Source organism: Cellulomonas humilata, assembly GCF_013359775.1.
Taxonomy (GTDB): Bacteria; Actinomycetota; Actinomycetes; order Actinomycetales; family Cellulomonadaceae; genus Cellulomonas; species Cellulomonas humilata.
The window spans coordinates 136634-153496 of the sequence record NZ_JABMCI010000070.1 but is presented as its reverse complement, the minus strand read 5'-3'; the positions used below and the strand labels follow the sequence as shown (position 1 = coordinate 153496).

The 16863-nt window shown below is 71.2% G+C and carries 20 protein-coding genes; 16 read left to right on the top strand and 4 right to left on the bottom strand.

The window, feature by feature from the left end; translation table 11 throughout:
• Positions 1 to 13 precede the first annotated feature (13 nt).
• Entirely contained in the window at positions 14 to 166 is a 153-nt protein-coding gene (locus tag HP550_RS17760) for a hypothetical protein (protein WP_175349011.1), read from the top strand.
• On the top strand, positions 163 to 1929 hold the full coding sequence (locus HP550_RS17755) for a glycosyltransferase family 2 protein (protein ID WP_175349010.1): 1767 nt from the start codon (positions 163 to 165) through the stop codon (positions 1927 to 1929). Before HP550_RS17760 ends, HP550_RS17755 begins: the two co-directional genes overlap by 4 nt.
• Here HP550_RS17755 and HP550_RS17750 read toward each other — a convergent pair.
• Both HP550_RS17750 and HP550_RS17745 read right to left on the bottom strand, forming a co-directional pair.
• Positions 1902 to 2501, bottom strand: a complete 600-nt coding sequence (locus tag HP550_RS17750; RefSeq protein WP_175349009.1) for a dihydrofolate reductase family protein — start codon at positions 2499 to 2501, stop codon at positions 1902 to 1904. The genes HP550_RS17755 and HP550_RS17750 overlap by 28 nt on opposite strands.
• Before the next feature lie 82 nt (positions 2502 to 2583).
• Entirely contained in the window at positions 2584 to 3243 is a 660-nt protein-coding gene (locus HP550_RS17745; RefSeq protein WP_175349008.1) for a DUF2278 family protein, read from the bottom strand.
• 46 nt (positions 3244 to 3289) lie between these two features.
• Between HP550_RS17745 and HP550_RS17740 the strand changes: the two genes are divergently transcribed.
• The 3 genes from HP550_RS17740 to HP550_RS17730 all read left to right on the top strand — a co-directional run bounded on the left by HP550_RS17740 (position 3290) and on the right by HP550_RS17730 (position 6081).
• On the top strand, positions 3290 to 3826 hold the full coding sequence (locus HP550_RS17740; protein WP_175349007.1) for a P-loop nucleotide/nucleoside kinase family protein: 537 nt from the start codon (positions 3290 to 3292) through the stop codon (positions 3824 to 3826).
• A gap of 32 nt (positions 3827 to 3858) precedes the next feature.
• Positions 3859 to 4770, top strand: coding sequence for a hypothetical protein (locus HP550_RS17735; protein ID WP_175349006.1), 912 nt, complete (start codon positions 3859 to 3861; stop codon positions 4768 to 4770).
• A gap of 138 nt (positions 4771 to 4908) precedes the next feature.
• Complete coding sequence (locus HP550_RS17730; protein WP_175349005.1) at positions 4909 to 6081, top strand: VOC family protein; 1173 nt, start codon at positions 4909 to 4911, stop codon at positions 6079 to 6081.
• A 12-nt stretch (positions 6082 to 6093) separates the two neighbouring features.
• Here HP550_RS17730 and HP550_RS17725 read toward each other — a convergent pair whose 3' ends face one another.
• A complete protein-coding gene (locus HP550_RS17725) occupies positions 6094 to 6315 on the bottom strand; it encodes a hypothetical protein (RefSeq protein ID WP_175349004.1) in 222 nt (73 codons plus the stop codon).
• A 131-nt stretch (positions 6316 to 6446) separates the two neighbouring features.
• Between HP550_RS17725 and HP550_RS17720 the strand changes: the two genes are divergently transcribed.
• The 11 genes from HP550_RS17720 (at position 6447) to HP550_RS17670 (ending at position 15990) form a co-directional block, all read left to right on the top strand.
• Positions 6447 to 7844, top strand: a complete 1398-nt coding sequence (locus HP550_RS17720; RefSeq protein WP_175349003.1) for a chymotrypsin family serine protease — start codon at positions 6447 to 6449, stop codon at positions 7842 to 7844.
• A gap of 60 nt (positions 7845 to 7904) precedes the next feature.
• Complete coding sequence (locus HP550_RS17715) at positions 7905 to 8675, top strand: hypothetical protein (RefSeq protein WP_175349002.1); 771 nt, start codon at positions 7905 to 7907, stop codon at positions 8673 to 8675.
• Entirely contained in the window at positions 8672 to 9616 is a 945-nt protein-coding gene (locus HP550_RS17710; protein WP_175349001.1) for an ATP-grasp domain-containing protein, read from the top strand. Before HP550_RS17715 ends, HP550_RS17710 begins: the two co-directional genes overlap by 4 nt.
• Before the next feature lie 39 nt (positions 9617 to 9655).
• The gene (locus HP550_RS17705) at positions 9656 to 10294 is read left to right on the top strand and encodes a DUF4126 domain-containing protein (RefSeq protein WP_175349000.1); all 639 of its coding nucleotides are present in this window, start codon (positions 9656 to 9658) and stop codon (positions 10292 to 10294) included.
• A gap of 249 nt (positions 10295 to 10543) precedes the next feature.
• Positions 10544 to 11134 (top strand): dihydrofolate reductase family protein, encoded by a 591-nt coding sequence (locus HP550_RS17700; protein WP_175348999.1) that lies wholly within the window; start codon positions 10544 to 10546, stop codon positions 11132 to 11134.
• Positions 11135 to 11336: 202 nt separating this feature from the next.
• Entirely contained in the window at positions 11337 to 11924 is a 588-nt protein-coding gene (locus HP550_RS17695; RefSeq protein ID WP_175348998.1) for a hypothetical protein, read from the top strand.
• 10 nt (positions 11925 to 11934) lie between these two features.
• Complete coding sequence (locus tag HP550_RS17690) at positions 11935 to 12438, top strand: GNAT family N-acetyltransferase (protein WP_175348997.1); 504 nt, start codon at positions 11935 to 11937, stop codon at positions 12436 to 12438.
• Between the two features lie 97 nt (positions 12439 to 12535).
• Positions 12536 to 13210, top strand: coding sequence for an HAD family hydrolase (locus HP550_RS17685; protein ID WP_175348996.1), 675 nt, complete (start codon positions 12536 to 12538; stop codon positions 13208 to 13210).
• A gap of 300 nt (positions 13211 to 13510) precedes the next feature.
• The gene (locus HP550_RS17680) at positions 13511 to 14263 is read left to right on the top strand and encodes a hypothetical protein (RefSeq protein ID WP_175348995.1); all 753 of its coding nucleotides are present in this window, start codon (positions 13511 to 13513) and stop codon (positions 14261 to 14263) included.
• A 146-nt stretch (positions 14264 to 14409) separates the two neighbouring features.
• Positions 14410 to 15387, top strand: a complete 978-nt coding sequence (locus HP550_RS17675) for a squalene cyclase (protein WP_175348994.1) — start codon at positions 14410 to 14412, stop codon at positions 15385 to 15387.
• A 192-nt stretch (positions 15388 to 15579) separates the two neighbouring features.
• A complete protein-coding gene (locus tag HP550_RS17670) occupies positions 15580 to 15990 on the top strand; it encodes a 2'-5' RNA ligase family protein (RefSeq protein WP_343048247.1) in 411 nt (136 codons plus the stop codon).
• Positions 15991 to 16078: 88 nt separating this feature from the next.
• Here HP550_RS17670 and HP550_RS17665 read toward each other — a convergent pair whose 3' ends face one another.
• Entirely contained in the window at positions 16079 to 16831 is a 753-nt protein-coding gene (locus HP550_RS17665; protein ID WP_175348992.1) for a class I SAM-dependent methyltransferase, read from the bottom strand.
• Positions 16832 to 16863: the final 32 nt, after the last annotated feature.

The following is a 16863-nucleotide window of genomic DNA, read 5'->3' as shown; positions in this document are numbered from 1 at the left end:
GGGGGTTCGCTCGATGCCGTTGTGGCTGATCATCACGCTCGTCGGGGTGGCGCTCGTGATCGCGGGGTTCGCCGGTCTGGGCACGATCCTGCTCTGGCTCGGCCTGATCATCGTCCTCACCGGCCTCGTCACGGCCGTGCTGGCCCAGCGACGGATCCGACGATGACCCCGACACCACAGCAGACCTGGCACCGTCGCGCCGCCCGGCTCGGCTGGGTCACCGCCGCGCTCGCGCTGGCCGCCGCGCTGCTGCTGGGCTGCGCGATCTGGCTCCTGGCGACGAGTGCTCCCAAGATCGTCCCGGACGCCGAGCTCACGATCGCCATCCTGCCGGTGGACGTCGAGCTGACGGCACCGCGGCCGATCATCGTCCTGGGCGTGGGCCTGGCGGTCGCGGCGTTCCTGGTCGCGATGGCAGCCCAGCAGACGGCCGCCGCGATGCGCGTCCTGAACCGGGGTCGCGGGCTCGAGAGGCCGGTTCCGCGCAACACTGCTGCCCTGAGGCGTCGAGTCCTCGGTGCGGCGGCCACGCGCGCGCTCGCCCTGGACGACCCGCCCGCCTGGCCGCTCTCCGCCATCCCCGCCGACGCCGACGCTGCCGGCCTGGTGGTGCGGTGCACCGTCCTGATCCCGGCGCACGACGAGCAGGCCGTGATCGGTCGGACCCTCACGTCGCTGCTCGGGCAGGCCCGCGCACCGGACCGGATCATCGTCGTCGCGGACAACTGCACCGACGCAACCGTGCAGATCGCTCGGGACCGCGGCGTCGAGGTCGTCGAGACGGTCGGCAACTCGCAGGCCAAGGCCGGTGCGCTCAACCAGGTGCTGGCTCGTCTGCTGCCGACCGCGGGGCCTGCGGACGTCGTGCTGGTGATGGATGCCGACTCGACGATCACGCCGGACTTCCTGGAGGTGGCGCTCGGCCGGCTCGAGGACGACCACGACCTGATGGCGGTCGGCGGTCTGTTCTCCGGCGAGGAGGGCGGTCGGGTCCTCGCGCAGATGCAGCGCAACGAGTTCGCGCGCTACCAGCGGGTGCTCCGCCGTCGGGAAGGGCGCGTGTTCGTCCTGACCGGCACCGCGTCGGTGATCCGCGCGTACGCGCTGCGCGCCATCTCGGAGGCGAGGGGATCGCTGATCCCCGGCCGGCACGGGGACGTCTACGACACCCTGGCGATGACCGAGGACAACGAGATCACCCTCGCGCTGAAGACGCTCGGGGCGCGGCTGGCCTCACCGCCGGAGTGCCGGGTCGTCACGGAGGTGATGCCGACGTGGCGGGACCTGCGCCGGCAGCGCAGCCGGTGGCAGCGCGGCGCACTCGAGAACATCGCGGCATACGGGCTCACGCGCACCACCCTCCACTACTGGTGGCAGCAGGTCGGGCTCGCATACGGGGTCATCGCGCTGCACACCTACCTGCTGCTCATGGCCATCGCCCTGCTCGCGGCCGACGGGTTCCGCTGGTCGGCGCTCTGGACCGCGGTCGGGCTGATCTTCCTGCTGGAGCGTGTGGTGACGGCGTGGGCGGAAGGGTGGCCAGGGCGGCTCCTGGCGATGCCGCTGGTGATCGAGCTGGGGTACTCGCTGTTCCTGCAGTGGACGTTCGTGCTGTCGCTCGTGCAGATCGCGACCCGGAAGAAGTCGGGATGGAACTACGTCCCACGGCCCACGGTCGCCGGGCTCGTCCTGCCTGTGATGCTCGCGGCACCCCTGCTGAGCCGGTGGAACCCGCTGCCGGCCTCGGTGCTCCACTCGACGTGGTTCGAGGCGTTGAGCCTGTTCGTCGGCGTGAACACGTTGGTCTTCGCGGTGCTGAGCGTGTTCCAGCTGCTACCGCCGATCCGACGGTCCGCGCACCGGATCCAGGCACGCCGGGCGGCGGCGCGCGTGCGTGCGACTCACACGTCCACCGCGCGCACCGGGTAGCGCAGGTGGGTCACGCCGACCCCCGCGATCACCGTCGGGTTGCCCAGAAGGGCGGGCACGTCGGCGAGGTTGTCGAACAGTCGAACGCCGGAGCCCAGCAGCACCGCCGCGAGGTCGACCTGGAGCTCGTCGAGCAGGCCGGCGTTCAGGCACTGCTGGATGGTCTCGGCGCCGTGCACCCCGACGGCCTTCCCGGCGGCGGCCGCTCTGGCCTGGCGCACGGCACTCTCGATGCCGTCGGTCACGAAGTGGACGGTCGAGCCAGGTCGCGGCCAGCCGGCGGGGACCTGGTGGGTGACGACGAACGCCGGTCCCCACGCGTGGTTCCCGCCCCAGCCCTGCGCGTCGTCGAAGGTGCGTCGACCGGTGAGCATGGCGCCGAGCCCGGAGGTGAGTCCGCGCAGGTGCTCCGCGCTCGGCTCGGACACGGTGAACGTCATGGGGTCCGAGCCCCCCATGTGGAGCTCGACGTCGCCCGACGTGTACCAGTCGAACACCTCGGCCACGCTCCCGTGGCTGTCGGCGACGTAGCCGTCGAGCGACATGGACATGATGGCGACGACCTTCGACATCGCACGGCTCCTCGCTGCTGGGCGGTCCCGACGACCACCTTCTCCTGCACGACGAACGGCAGCACGCCGATACGACGCGCGCTCAGGTCGGGTGGCCGGCGTTGTCCGTCGTCGATGACTGGGTCGAGAACTTCGAGACGAACGCCGCGTAGCCGCCGTCCTGGTTCATGACGAGCGTCGCCCCGTCCTGCCAGATGCCGTTCTCCGCCGCCCACGGCGACCCCAGGGGATCGCCCTGGTTCTGGTGCACGTTGTGCACGCCCAGCCCGGTGGTGAACGGCTCCCCGAACACGACCACCCGCGCCCCCACCTGGAGCACCGACTCCAGCGCGGTGGCCGCCGCGACGTTGTCGCCCGCCGTCCACGAGTGCGCGGCGAGCCACGCGTTGATGGCGGCCAGCCACACCGGCGGAGCCGTCACGAAGAAGCAGCCGCCGCGCGGCCGGAACGCGGGATGCCGGATCAGGTCGACGGCACCGCTGGTCGGTGTGCTGGCCAGCAGGTGGAAACCGTCGGTGAGCGCGACGACCGGGCCCAGCTCGGCGGCGGACACGGCGAACGTGCGCCACTGCACGCCCACCGACGACTTGGCCGAGTCGACGTCGATCGCGCACCGGTACCTGCCCGCCTCCGTCTGCACCGTCAGGTTCACGTGGAACCAGCGCCCCTGGTTGTCCGGGGTGTCGCGGACGCTGGAGACCAGCGTGCCGACGAGAGCTCCGTAACCGTGGGCAAGGGGCATGGGATCCACTGTCCTCGCGGTAGGGAGCCCGTGCCACCATGGGCCGATGGCGCGCTCGGTGGTGCTGATCAACGGCCTGCCGGGCGTCGGCAAGACGACGCTCACGCACGAGCTCGCGGCGCGCACCGGCTGGCCCGCTCTCTCCAAGGACGCGATCAAGGAAGCGTTGGCGGCCGGGTCGGGCGCTGCGCTGACGTCCGCCCAGCTGGGCGCGGTGGCCATGGACACGGTCTGGTCGATGGCTGCTGGGATCGCTGACGTCGTCCTCGTCGACTCCTGGTGGTTCGCCCCACGGGACCTGGAGCACGCTCGCGCCGGCGTCCTGGTCGCGGGCGCGCGGACCGTCCTCGAGGTCTGGTGCGAGGCGGATCCCGCCGTGGTCCGACGCCGCTACACGGAACGTCGACGAGCCGAGGTGCACGACGACGCGCACCGCCTCGACGACTGGGACCACTGGCAGTCGCACGCACGCCCGCTGGCCCTCGGACCGGTGATCCGCGTCGACACGGGCGGGTCCGTCGATCCCTCCGACCTGGCGGACCAGATCACGGCGCTGCTCGCCGCAGGATCGGAGAAGGCCTGAGAACGGCGGTGACGCGCTGCTAGGGTCCGGCCGTGGCTGTCGGGACCCGTCGGGACGTGCTGCGGGCGTCCGTGCTCACCCTTGTCGTGCCCGTCGCCGTCGTCGTCGCGGTCATGATCCCCGTCTCGCTGGTGTCGCAGGCGGCGGAGGGCTGGGACGGGCTCGGCACCGCCTTGGTGGGGATGGCCGTCGCGGCCGTGCTGGGTGTGGTCGCGCTGGTCGTCACGGCATCGGTCGCGTTCGGGCGGGTGCTGCCGCGTGGGCAGAGGTGGCGGCCGGCTCTCGCCGCCGTCGCCGGTGTGCTCACGCCGACGATCGTGTCGGTAGGCCCCCTGGCGTGGGGCGGGACAGGCACGAAGCTGTGCCTGCTGAGCCTGACCGTGCTGCTGCCGCTCGCGGTGACCGGCCACGTGCGGCGGAGGTGGGTCGCGGTCGCGGTCGTCGCCGCGGTGGTCCTCGGGTTCGTCGAAGCCGGGGCGCAACGCTGGGGCCAGGACCGCGAGCGGCGCGCCGAGCTCGCACGGTTCGCGGGCGCACTCCCCCTGACGGACGGCCGCTCGCTCGACAGCCCGCTGCCCGGCGGGTGGGCGTACCTGAGCACGAGCTTGCCGTATCCCGGGTACGACCAGCCGCTCCGGATGCAGTGGCGGCGCGACACGGGAACGGCGGGCGACGGCAACTACGTCGTCGCGACCACCACGGAACGGACCGACTGCGCACCCCTGCGCACCGAGCCGACCTGCACCGTGATCGGCCGGGGGCCGCACGGGGACATCACGCGCAGTGAGAGTGGCTACGTCTTCGTCCGGGTCGACGAGGTCGAGTGGCGCGTCGAGTCGTACGACCTCGAGGACGCGGACGCGGTCGTGGTGCTGGACAGGCTCGAGCCCGTCGACGCGGACGCCTTCCTCCGGGCGGCGCAGGGCACGACCGGGAGCTTCTGACCGTCCGGGCGACTGGCACCTGGCCATGGACCGGCTCCGCCCGACCCGCGATACTGGCGCGGGGCACTGCCGACGACGTCCATCCACGCCCCGGCCGGAAAGAGATCACCATCCGGAAGGGGCTCGACTGTGCCGGGCATGACAGAGGTCGGAACGGATTGGCGCGTGGTCGACGGCGTGACGACGGCATGGTTCGACGCGCCGTCGCTGGTCGGGGGGGCCGCGCTGGCCGGCCGCATCGCGGAGCTGTCGGCCGAGGCCGTGGTCGATCTGCGCGCGACAGGGGTCCGGGTGCGCCTCGACTCGGACGAGCACGCCGAGGCGGTGTCTGCGGCGGCGCGGGAGCTCGGGCTGGTCGCGGACCCTGCCGCGCTCCAGCACCTGAGCGTCGTGCTCGAGTCCGCGGACCCGTCTGCGGTGACGCCGTTCTGGCAGCGTGCGCTGGACTACGCGCCCGGGGAGGACGGCGGTCTCGCCGATCCGTTGCGACGCGACCCGGAGCTGCGGATCCGGCCGTCGACCGAGCCACGGCCGCTACGCAACCGCCTCCACCTCGACGTCGTGCGGCCGGCCGCCGCGGTCGAGCAGGCGGGTCTCGGTGAGGCGTATGGAGCGTTCGGGGTCTGTCACGCCGACGCCGACGGCAACGAGGTCGACCTCGTGCCGGGCGACGCGCTCAGCGAGGCGATCGGGACAGCCGACTGGCAGGCGGTGTTCAGCGCGATGGCGTGCTACCGCGTCGCGTCGCCGACGCAGCAGCAGGACCTGGCCGCCGCAGCCGCGGCGCTGGCCGACGACGCCGGCTTCCCGCTGCTGGTCGACCTGCGCCCCGGGCTGGTGATCCTCGACAGCGGGAAGGACCAGGCGGAGGCTGACGCCCACGGTCTCGAGGTCGACTTCACCGACCTCGCCGAGCACCTCCAGACCGCTGCCCGCGAGATCGGGGCCACCGCCGATCCGGCGCTGCCGCGCTTCGCTCAGCTGTTCCTCGACGCCGCCGACGTCGCCGTGGTGCGCGCGTTCTGGCTCGCCGCACTCGGGTACGACCCGGACCGGCGAGCCGGGGCCAGCGACATCGCCGACCCACGGCGGTTGAACCCGGTGCTGGTCTTCCAGGAGATCGACACGTCGGAGACGGAGCGGCGTCGGCAGCGCAACCGCATCCACGTCGAGCTCGCTGTGCCGTCGGACCTCGCGCGGACGCGCCTCGCCACGACCCTCGCCGCCGGTGGCCGGCTGCTGGACGAGTCGGCGGGTCGGTGGCGGGTCGCCGATCCCGAAGGTAACGAGCTGGTGATCGTCAGCGGGTGACCGGACCCGGCGTCACTGGAGCGTGTAGCCGCCGCGGACGACCTTGAGCGGCAGGCCATCGAGCTCGTCGGCATCCAGCTCGGCGGGGAGGTCGGCGTCCGGGGAGACGGTGACCTCGAGCACCAGACCGGAGTCGGTCTGCTTGACGCCGACCGCGTTGACGCCTGCGAGATCGATGAGCCGCGCCTCGTGCTCGCGCTGGACGGCGACGGCCTCGTCATAGGTGAGTGCCATCGCACCATCGTCCCACCCGTGCCGGGACGGCGCCCGCCGTCGTGCGAGGTATCTCTGCCCTCGACGGTGCGCTCCTGTCTCATGGGTGGGTGTCTGCTCATCCGACGGTGGTGCATACGAGGGGGTAAGCCATGCCATCCATTGCGGAGCTGGTCACCATCAAGGAGCGCGTCGAGGCGGAGTACCTCGCACGGCCCGGGGTGACCGGCATCGATGTCGGGTACAAGGTCGTCGGGGGTGTCCAGACCGACGAGGTCGCCATCCGGGTCCACGTCGCGAAGAAGAAGGCCAGCGTGCCGAAGGCACAGATGGTTCCTTCGGCGATCGACGGCGCGGTCACGGACGTGCTGGAGCGCACCTACGAGCTGCAGGTCGTCCGCGAGCCGATGGAGTTCAGTGCTCAGGCGGACACGACGCACTACGCCACCCTTCAGGGCGGCATCAGCATCGGCCCGAGCAGGGCGATCGGCGGCTTCGTCTTCGCCGGCACGCTGGGCGCGATCGTCACGGACAACGTCAGCGGCCAGAAGGCGGCCGTGACCAACTTCCACGTGGCGTGCGTGGACAGCGGGTGGAGCGTGGGCGACCGTCAGGTACAGCCCAGCCGCGTCGACACGGGCACGGTGCCCGGCGACGAGTTCGGGGCGATCCTGCGGGCCGTCCTGTCGGCGCACGTGGACGGCGCCGTCCTCTCGATCGACCCGGGCGAGACGACCGCGGGAACGATCGTCGACATCGGGACGGTCAACGGCACCAAGCCGGCCACGCTCGGGATGGCGGTCCGCAAGCGCGGCCGCACGACCGGTCTGACCCACGGTTCCGTCGACGGGCTGTCGCTCTCGGTGAGCGTCGACTACGGCGACGGCCTGGGCGTCCACGTCCTCACCGACCAGGTGAGCATCGCCACCGACACCGCACAGAACCCGCTGTTCTCCGACCACGGCGACTCCGGGTCCGTCATCGTCGACTCGACCGGTGCGGTCGTGGCCCTGCTGTTCGCGGGATCCGGCACCAACACCGTGGGCAACCCGATCGCGAGCGTCCTGTCCGAGCTGAACATCGCCATCCCCAAGGGGAAGTCGATCATCAAGGACATCAAGGACGGTCACAAGGACTTCATCAAGGACAAGGACAAGGAGCTCCGCAAGGACTTCATCAAGGACAAGGAGCTGAGGAAGGACCTCATCAAGGACAAGGAGCTCAAGAAGGAGCTCATCATCGACGGGAAGCGGCTCAAGGACATCAAGGACGTGTTCAAGTCGCCCGACATCCCCTTCGACCCGGGCGACCCGGGAGAGGGCCCCGGCTTCGGTGGGGGTCTTGCCGGCCGCCTTGCCGAGCTCGAGGGCAGGCTGGGCTCGCTCGAGAGCTTCATCTCGCCCGAGCTGCGCCCTGACCTGACCTCCAGCGCGTTCAGCGCCGAGGAGGAGCTCTCGACCGACGAGATCGCGGCACTGCGTGCCGAGGCCGAGCGTCAGGTCACCGAGGCCGCGACTGCGAAGTCCGACCTCGACAACCTTCTGGGCTGAGCAGACGGCGACCCGGCCGGTGACGACCTCACCGGCCGGGTCCCTACCGAGGGGAACACCATGTTCGTCGTTCTGTGCGACCTCGACGACAGTGCGGCACTCTGGCTGGACTCGCGATTCCGCGACCTCGGTCAGAGCTGCATGCTCGTCACCTCCGGACTGCTGTCGTTCGCTCGGCGACGAACGCAGTGGATCGGCCGCGACGGCACGCGGGCGATCGTCGACCTCGGCGAGGCCGGGGTGATCGACCAGCCCGACCTCGTCGTCAACAGGCTCCTCTCTCCGCCCGTCGCCGCGTGGCAGTGGGCGAAGCCGGGCGAGCGTGACTACGCGGGGGCGGAGATGACCGCGTTCGCGCTGAGCTGGCTCGCGGCCGTGCCGGGTGCGGTGCGCAACCGCCCCTCACCCACCTGCCTCGCCGGTCCGTCGCCGCACCCGCTGCGCGCCGCCGTCGTCGCCCACCGCGCAGGGCTCGACGTGCCGGACGCCGACTTCGGAGCGGGCACTGCCACGCTCCGGCTCCTCGAGGCCGCGGTGCGCGGCGCCGCGGGGGCCGCCCGCGTCCTGCACCTCGTCGTCCTCGACGGCCGGGTCGTGGGTGCCGACGGTGTCGAGCACCGGGCCGGCGCACGGATGCCCGAAGGCTTCTCGTCGGCGATCACGCGTTTCGCGTCTGCGGTGGGTGCCGCCGAGGGCCTGATCGGCATCGACATCGTGGTCGCGGGGAGCCGGTGGTGGTTCGCCGGGATGACCCCGCTGCCCGACCTGATGGTCGCGGGCGACGCCCTGGTCCAGGAGCTGGTCGGACTCGTGGAGAAGGTGCCGGCATGAGCGTCATGGTGTGGGGAGTGCCGACGGAGAGTCCGGTCGAGCTGCTGCTGGGGGCCCTGGCGCGCCAGGGCGCTGACCCGGTGGTGGTCCACCCTCGTCAGTTCCTGGAGCAGAGCGTCGACATCCATCTCTCGGGCGGGGAGCTGCGCGGCTCGATCCGGGTCGGCGACCGGACGACCGACGTCGGCGACATCTCCGGCGTCTACGTGCGCCCGATCGAGCCGGAGCTCGTCCCCGAGCTCAAGGACGTGCCTGCCGACGATCCCGCGATGCTGCGTGCTCGCGCGGAGTTCGACGCGCTGATGGCCTTCACCGAGGGCGCTCCTGACGCGCTGGGCTGCCGGGTCGCGAGCCGGCTGTCCGCCATGGCCTCCAACATGTCGAAGCCGTACCAGGCGCAGCTGGTGCAGAAGGGCGGGTTCGACACCCCCGAGACGGTCGTCACCGACGACCCGGAGGAGGCCCGGGCGTTCGTCCGCGCGCACCGCGGAGCGATCTACAAGTCGGTCAGCGGCGTTCGCTCGATCGTCAGCGTCGTCGACCTGGACCGTGAGGCCGAGCGGCTGGAGCTGATCCGCTGGTGCCCCGTGCAGTTCCAGGAGAACGTCCGAGGCAGGGACGTGCGCGTCCACGTGGTCGGGGACGAGGTGTACGCCGCGATCGTCGACTCGTCCGCGACCGACTACCGCTACGCCCGCGCCCAGGTGGGCGAGGACGCCACGCTCGCGCCGTACGCGCTGCCCGACGACGTCGCCGAGCGGTGCATCGGCCTTGCCCGCGACCTCGACCTGCCGTTCGCCGGCGTCGACCTGAAGCTCGCGGACGACGGCCGCATCGTGTGCTTCGAGGTCAACCCGTCCCCGGGCTACTCCTGGTACGAGACGGCCGCGGGGCTGCCGATCTCCGACGCGCTCGCCCGGTGGCTGATGCGGGCCGCGTAACGCGCGCACCCTGCCCGGCCGCAGTGGGATGCTGGCCGCATGCTCGAGGCGCTCACCGGCACGGGACTGGCCACCGCGGCCGGTCTCAACGCGTACATCCCGCTGCTGGTCATCGGCGCGCTCGCGCGGTGGACGGACCTCATGGACACGCCCGCCGGGTGGGAGTGGCTCACGAACGGCTGGGTCCTGGCCGTGCTGGCCGTGCTCCTGGCGCTCGAGGTCGTCGCCGACAAGATCCCCGGCGTCGACAGCGTCAACGACATCGTGCAGACCGTCGTGCGGCCCGTCGCGGGTGGCATCGCGTTCGGTGCGGGCTCGAGCTCGCAGACCGCCGTCGTCACGGATCCCCAAGCGTTCGTCGAGTCCGGCCAGTGGGTCCCGATCGTCATCGGGATCGTCCTGGCCCTCGTCGTGCACGGCGCGAAGGCCACCGTGCGGCCCGTCGTCAATGTCACGACCCTCGGCGCCGGGGCACCCGTGGTGAGCACCGTCGAGGACGTGACCAGCGTCGGGCTGTCGTTCGCGGCGATCCTGGCGCCCCTGCTGGTCCTGGTCGCGCTGGTCGGGCTCGTCCTCGTGTGGATCCGGTTCCGCCGGAGACGCAGGCGCGGCGAGCTGTCGGGGGAGACGGCGGACGAGGTCTCCTCGCCGCCACCGCCACAGGTCGACATCCCGTAGCCGCTGCGCGCGGGCAGCGCGACCGTCCCGCGGCTCAGTCCCACCAGACGTTCCACGGATCGCCTCGCGGGGAACCCTTCACCCGTCCGCGCCGTTGATGCACCAGCCCTTCGCGGCGGACAGCCCGCCGGAGACGAGTTCGTTGTCGTCACACATCCGGGCACGACTGCAGTCGATCTCGGCGTCCACGGTTCGTGTAGCTGGTGACGGAACCCGGCACGGGGCTGGGTCCGGGAGGCGGCGTGTGCGATGCGAGATCTGGTTGTCATCGAGTTCACCACCCTCGACGGGGTCATGCAGGGGCTGGGTTCTCCCGACGAGGACCGCGACGGCGGCTTTGAGCACGGCGGGTGGGCCGCGCCCTACGGCGACGAGGTGCAGGCAGCTGCTGCGGCCGAGGGCTTGCATGGCACTACGGCGTACCTGTTCGGGCGGCGCACCTACGAGAAGATGGCTGAGTACTGGCCGTCCCAGCCGGACACGAACCTGATGGCCAGGCACCTGAACGCCACCGACAAGTACGTCGCGACCCGGACACCCTTCGAGCTCCACTGGCGCCAGGCCCACGTTCTGGACGGAGAGCTCGCCGACGCCGTCACCGACCTGAAGTCGCACGGCTCGGGCACGATCGCAGTCCTGGGCAGTGGAGTGCTCGTGGAGGGGCTCGTCGCCCACGACTTGGTCGACCGGTATCGCCTGTTCGTGCACCCGCTCGTCCTCGGCACTGGCAAACGCCTGTTCCGGGAAGCCAACCAGCCGACCCGCCTGCGACTGGAGGGTTGCACGCCAACGAGCACCGGCGTGCTGGTGCTCGACTACGCCGTCGTGCGCTCCCACTAAGCCCCCCCCCCGCGCGAGCGGCGGGAACGGCGGTCGACATGCCCGTCCCCGTTTCCCGCGTGTCGGGATCGCCCGCGTTCTAGGGTGGCGAGCGCGGGGCCGGCCGCACCTGACTTCGGTGGACAGCGTCACGCGGCACTCGACGTCCGGCTCCGGGACACGGTCGAGAGGCTTCGACACCCACGATCTCCATGGAGGACCGATGAAGCCACAGACGAGCACCGGCTCCCCCCGTCGCACGGCCGCCGTCGGAGTCGTCGCGGTGACGCTCACGGTCGGGGCGGTCGGGGTCGCCTACGCGCTCGCGACCGCTGACCGACCGGCCGCTGAGGTCACGGCGGGTGACGCTGCGCCTCTGGCACCGATGGACGACGCGGCCCTGGCGACAGACGACCCGACGGCGGCTGAGGTCGTCGCGGGGGCGGACGAGTACACGCAGGAGCGGGCCGACGCGTTCTGGGATGCGGGCTACTACATGGAGGACGCGAGCGCGCTCGCCGATCTCTGGCACGTCGACCTCGCCGAGGCGAAGGGGCGGGCGGGGCAGCTGCTGCTCGACGGGCAGCCCGTGCCGATCGCGCCGGGCTCGTCGCTCGACCTGACGGATCCCGACACCATCACGATGCTGGAGCTGACCGCTTTCTGGGACGCGGGCTACACGGGCGACGACGGCACCGCGCTCGCGGCGCTGTGGAATGTAGACGTCATCGACGCCAAGGCCACCGCCGGGCAGATGCTCCGCGCCGGCCAGCCCCTCCCGATCGGCCCGAGCGGTACGCCGGCCTCCTGACCCGACGACGGTGCTGATCCGACCCGAACGCCCCGACGATGTCGACGCCATCGATCGGCTGACCATCGCCGCCTTCGAGCCGCAGTCGTTCAGCGACGGTTCCGAGGCACCGATCATCCGGTCGCTTCGGGCGTCCGGTGACCTGACGCTCTCGCTCGTGGCCGAGGACGACGGCGACGTCATCGGGCACGTCGCGTTCTCGCCCGTGACGATCGACGGGGCGCACGACGGCTGGTTCGGGCTCGGGCCGATCTGCGTCCGGCTCGACCGGCAACGGCGGGGCGTCGGTCGGGCACTCGTGGCTGAGGGTCTGCGCCGGTTGCGGGACCGCGAGGCGCGCGGCTGCGCGCTGATCGGTGATCCGAACATCTACGGCCGACTGGGCTTCACGGGCAACGGCCCGCTGTCGCACCTGGGACTAGACCGGGCCGCCGTCCAGCACATCACCTTCTCGGGCCCCACGCCTCGTGGCGAGCTGCGGTTCGCGCCCGCGTTCGACGCCGCGGGTCACTGAGCGCCGCTCGACCGCAGGGCACTCCGTCCGGTGCGGCCACAGAGCTACGGTTCTCCGGGCACCTTCCGCACACACCGGTCACCTCAGGGGAGAGCGCATGAGTCCGGCAAGGTCGGTCTGCTTCGATCTCGACGGCACGCTGCTGCGCGACGACCACGTCGACGGCGTCGTGCGGGCAGTGTCCGAGCGCTTGGCCGATCGCTTCGGGGTCGACGCCGAGGCGCTCGCCGCCGCGAACGAGACCGCCTGGTGGGAGTACTGGACCGAGGTCGGCGACGCCTGGATGCGGGGACAGATCGAACCCGAGTCCCTGCCGACGGAGGTCTGGCGGCGTGCGCTGGCCACGGTGGGTGTGACGGATGCCGCCGCTGCCGTGGAGGCGCACGCTCTGCACACCTCGACCGAGAGCACGGCGTTCCGCCTGTACGACGAGTCCGCCGAGGTGCTCCGGTGGCTCAGCGAGCGGGGTGTCCCGACCGCCCTCATCACCAACGGCCCGAGCGGGTTGCAGCGCGCCAAGCTGCTGGCGACGGGCATCGAGGACGCCTTCGACGTCGTGATCGTGTCGGGAGAGCACGGCGTGCACAAACCCGATCCCGCGATCTTCGCGCTGGCGCTCTCCGGGCTGGGGTCGGCGGCGTCGGAGACGCTGCACGTGGGGGACAACCTCGTCGCCGACGTCGGCGGCGCACGCGGGGCCGGACTGCGCCCGGTCTGGATCGACGTGGCACCGCGGCGGAGCAGCCGGCCGAGCGCCCCGAGACCGTCGTGACCGACCTGCGGGAGCTGTACGGACTGCTCGGCCTCGACTGAGTGGCGATTCCGGGCCTGGGGGACCAGACCAGCCGGTCGATCTCGTCCACAGTGCTCTCGTACACAAGGACGTTCGGGAGTCGGCCTGGGCTGGAGTGGCGGGCGCGCCGCATCCGCTCCTCCGGAACGGCGAGGCGGGACGGGCGGCAGGACGGGCGCTGATCGGTGCCCTTTCGTCGGCGCGTTCGGCCGCCGCCGGGGCGCGTCGTCGTATCAGCCTGGAGCCATCGGCGTTCCTTGCTGATACGGGAGGTGCGCTGTGGACACGACGAACGGCCCCGACGACGGCGCCAGCCGGCTCCCTGACGAGCCGGCCGGACCTGCGTCGACCGGAGCCGGGCAGGGCGGCTTCGACGACTGGTCCACGTCACCGACGTCGCCTCCGCCGGTCGTGTCGTCGCAAGGGTTCGGGGCGGGCCAGTGGCAGAGCGGAGCAGGTGCGCCCCCGCCGGACACCTCGCGCCGGTCCCTGCTCATCGGGATCGCGGCGGGCGCCGGCGGGGCGGTCGTCCTCGGGGCGCTGCTGTTCACGCTGTGGCCCGACAGCGGGACCGACGACACCGGGGGGCCGGCCGCCTCGACGACCTCACCGCCGGTCACGCCGTCGCAGACCGAGACAGCGGTCGAGCCAGCGGTGACGGTCGCCAACCGCAGCGTGCCCGCCACGCAGGTCTGGACGGCGATGGGGGTCGAGTGCGAGGCCGGCGACGTGCTCGCCATAGCGATGAGCGGGTCCGCTTCGCACGACCAGACACCCAGCGGGACCGTCGGGCCGACCGGTCTGCTGGACCCGGAGTTCCACCAGTACAACGTCGACGGCTTCCCCGACGCCAACACGATGACGATCATCGGGAGCCTCGACGAGGACCCGGGCACGTTCTTCGTGGTCGGCGAGGAAGCCACCTACGTCTGCACGAAAGACGGTGAGCTCTACCTCGGCGTCAACGACGCCGGCGTGCAGAACAACAGCGGCGCGTTCGAGGCGACGATCACCCGCACGACGCACGGCTGACGACCGCGGCTCTGTCTCGCCTGGCCCGGCCGTTGGGGATGAGCACGGCCACGTGGCATCGACGCCCTGCCCTGGCCAGAGTGGCCGTGGACCGGCCGTCACTGGGAGCGTCGACGTCCTCGTGAGGTCGCAGCTAGCGTGGAGCGATGGCAACAGACCAGCGCCTGCTCACCTGGCTGCTCGACTCCGATCCAGCCCTCCGCTGGCAGGTGGAGCGCGATCTGGCGGGCGCCCCGCCCGAGACCTGGGAGGCGACTCGGGCCCGGATCGCTACGGAGGGCTTCGGCGCCGAGCTGCTCTCGAAGCAGGACACGGATGGTCAGTGGGCAGGCGGCGCGTACTTCCCCGCCGGATTCTTCGGGAGTGCCGAAGCCGATCGTCCGGGCCAGCCGTGGACCGCGACGACCTGGGCGCTGAAGGACCTGCGTGAGTGGGGCCTCGACGCCTCCGTGCTGACCGGGACGGCCGACAAGCTCGCGGCGAACAGTCGCTGGGAGTACGACGACCTGCCGTACTGGGGGGGCGAGATCGACGTCTGCATCAACTCCTACACGCTCGCGACGGGGGCGTGGCTCGGCGCCGACGTCTCAGCCCTTGCCGCATGGTTCCCCACCCACCGCCTCGCCGACGGCGGCTGGAACTGCGAAGCAGAGGAGGGTCGCTCAACGCGCTCCTCGTTCCACTCGACCCTCAACGCACTACGCAGCACGCTCGCCTATGAGCGGATCACCGGCGACACCAGCCTCCGCTCAGCCCGGCACGCCGGCGAGGAGTACTTGCTCAGCCGGCACCTCCTGTACCGGGCGACCACGGGCTCGTCCGTCGGTGACTTCGTTGCGCACTTCGTGTTCCCGAACCGACACCGGTACAGCGCGCTCATGGCGCTCGATCACTTCCGCGACGCCGCGCAGCTCGACGGGACGCCTCCCGATCCGCGTCTCGCCGATGCCGTCGATCTCGTGCGCGCCGCGCGGCAGCCGGACGGCACCTGGCTGCAGGGCGCTCCCCTGCCCGGCCGGACGTGGTTCGACGTCGACGCCCCCGAGGGTGAGTCGTCGCGGTGGCTCACCCTGATCGGAGCACGGGCGCTCGACTGGTGGGACCAGGATTCGGCTCAGACCTAGTGTCGAGATGCAGGACAGATCGACTAGCTGTGAGCCTCGTCGTCTTGACGGTCCCGACGTCTCGTGGGGACCGACGCACGACGTCGGTTCATCTGCGCCGTGCTGGGCACACTGGTGGGCATGGGGCACACGGTGATCCAGGTTCCCGTTCCCGCGCTGGAGTCGATCGCTGCGCGGCTCGAGGTCGCGCCCGTGTGCCCGCACGTCACGGTACTCGGGCCGTTCGTCGATCGGTCCGACGTCGATGAGGCCCTCGTCGGCACCATCCGCGAACTCCTGGCGCCCGTCGGAGCGTTCGACTTTGAGCTCTCCGCGGTCGGACGCTTCGGCGGTGGGCTCACGTACCTGGTGCCTGACCCTGCCGACCCGTTCCTCCGGCTCACGGAGATGCTGGCTGCAGCCTTCCCGCAGTGGCCGCCGTACGGCGGGATGTTCGACGAAGTCGTGCCTCACCTGTCGATCGGCGAAGAACTCCCCGAGACCGACGTGGCGCTCCTGAGGGACGTGCTGCCCATCAGGGTGACCGCGGACGAGGTGACGCTCAGCTGGTGGTCGGAAGACATTGTCGAGGTGCTCGAGCGATATCCACTTCGCACCGGGTAGCCCCGCTCGAGTGGGCTGGCCCAGTCGGCGCAGGAACGGGTGTGTGCGGCGCACCTCGACCGGACGTTCGAGGCCTTGACTCGTTCCCTCAGTCCGACTCGCAGACGCAGAGCTGGACCGCGGAGTCCCCGGTGAACGGTCCACCGGACCAGTCGCCGAAGCGCTCGACGAGCCGAAGCCCACCCAGTGAGAGCAGGAGAGGCAGCTCCTGGGGGAAGATGCTCCTGATCTCGAGCGGTACGACAACGACGTCGGCCTGGGACTCGGTCGAGAAGTACCACCTCCCGCGCGTGACCTGCGCAGCCGCGTCGTAGGTTTCCGCGACGTCGACGTGCACGACGCCCCGATCGGGATCCACGAACGACAGCGCCTCGCGCCTCCGTCGGACGCCGTCGGCAAGGGCCAGCATCTGCACGCTCGGGTTGAACACGTCGAAGACGAGCCGTGCTCCTGGCGCCAGGTGCCGTCGCACCGACCGGAAGCAGTCGACCAGGTCGGACGTCTCATGCAGATGGAGCAGCGAGTTGGCGGCGATGATCACGAGGTCGAACGTCCGGCCCAGGTCGAACTCGCGCATGTCGCCCTGCACCCAGTCCAGCTCCACGCCACGCTCGACCGCCTTGCGCTGAGCCTCGGCGAGCATGTCCGGCGAGAGCTCTAGGCCCACGCACGGATGCCCGTCGGACGCGACCGGGATCAGCTTGTGGCCGGTGCCGCACCCGAGCTCCAAGACAGACCCGCCTTGCCGGTCGGCCTCAGCCCTGTAGAAATCGACCGCCGGCTCGCGGGCCGGGAACAACCGGTCGTACAACCTTGCGTCCGAGTAGAACCGTTCGCTCATGACGCGCATCCTCCTACGACTGTCCGACGAGT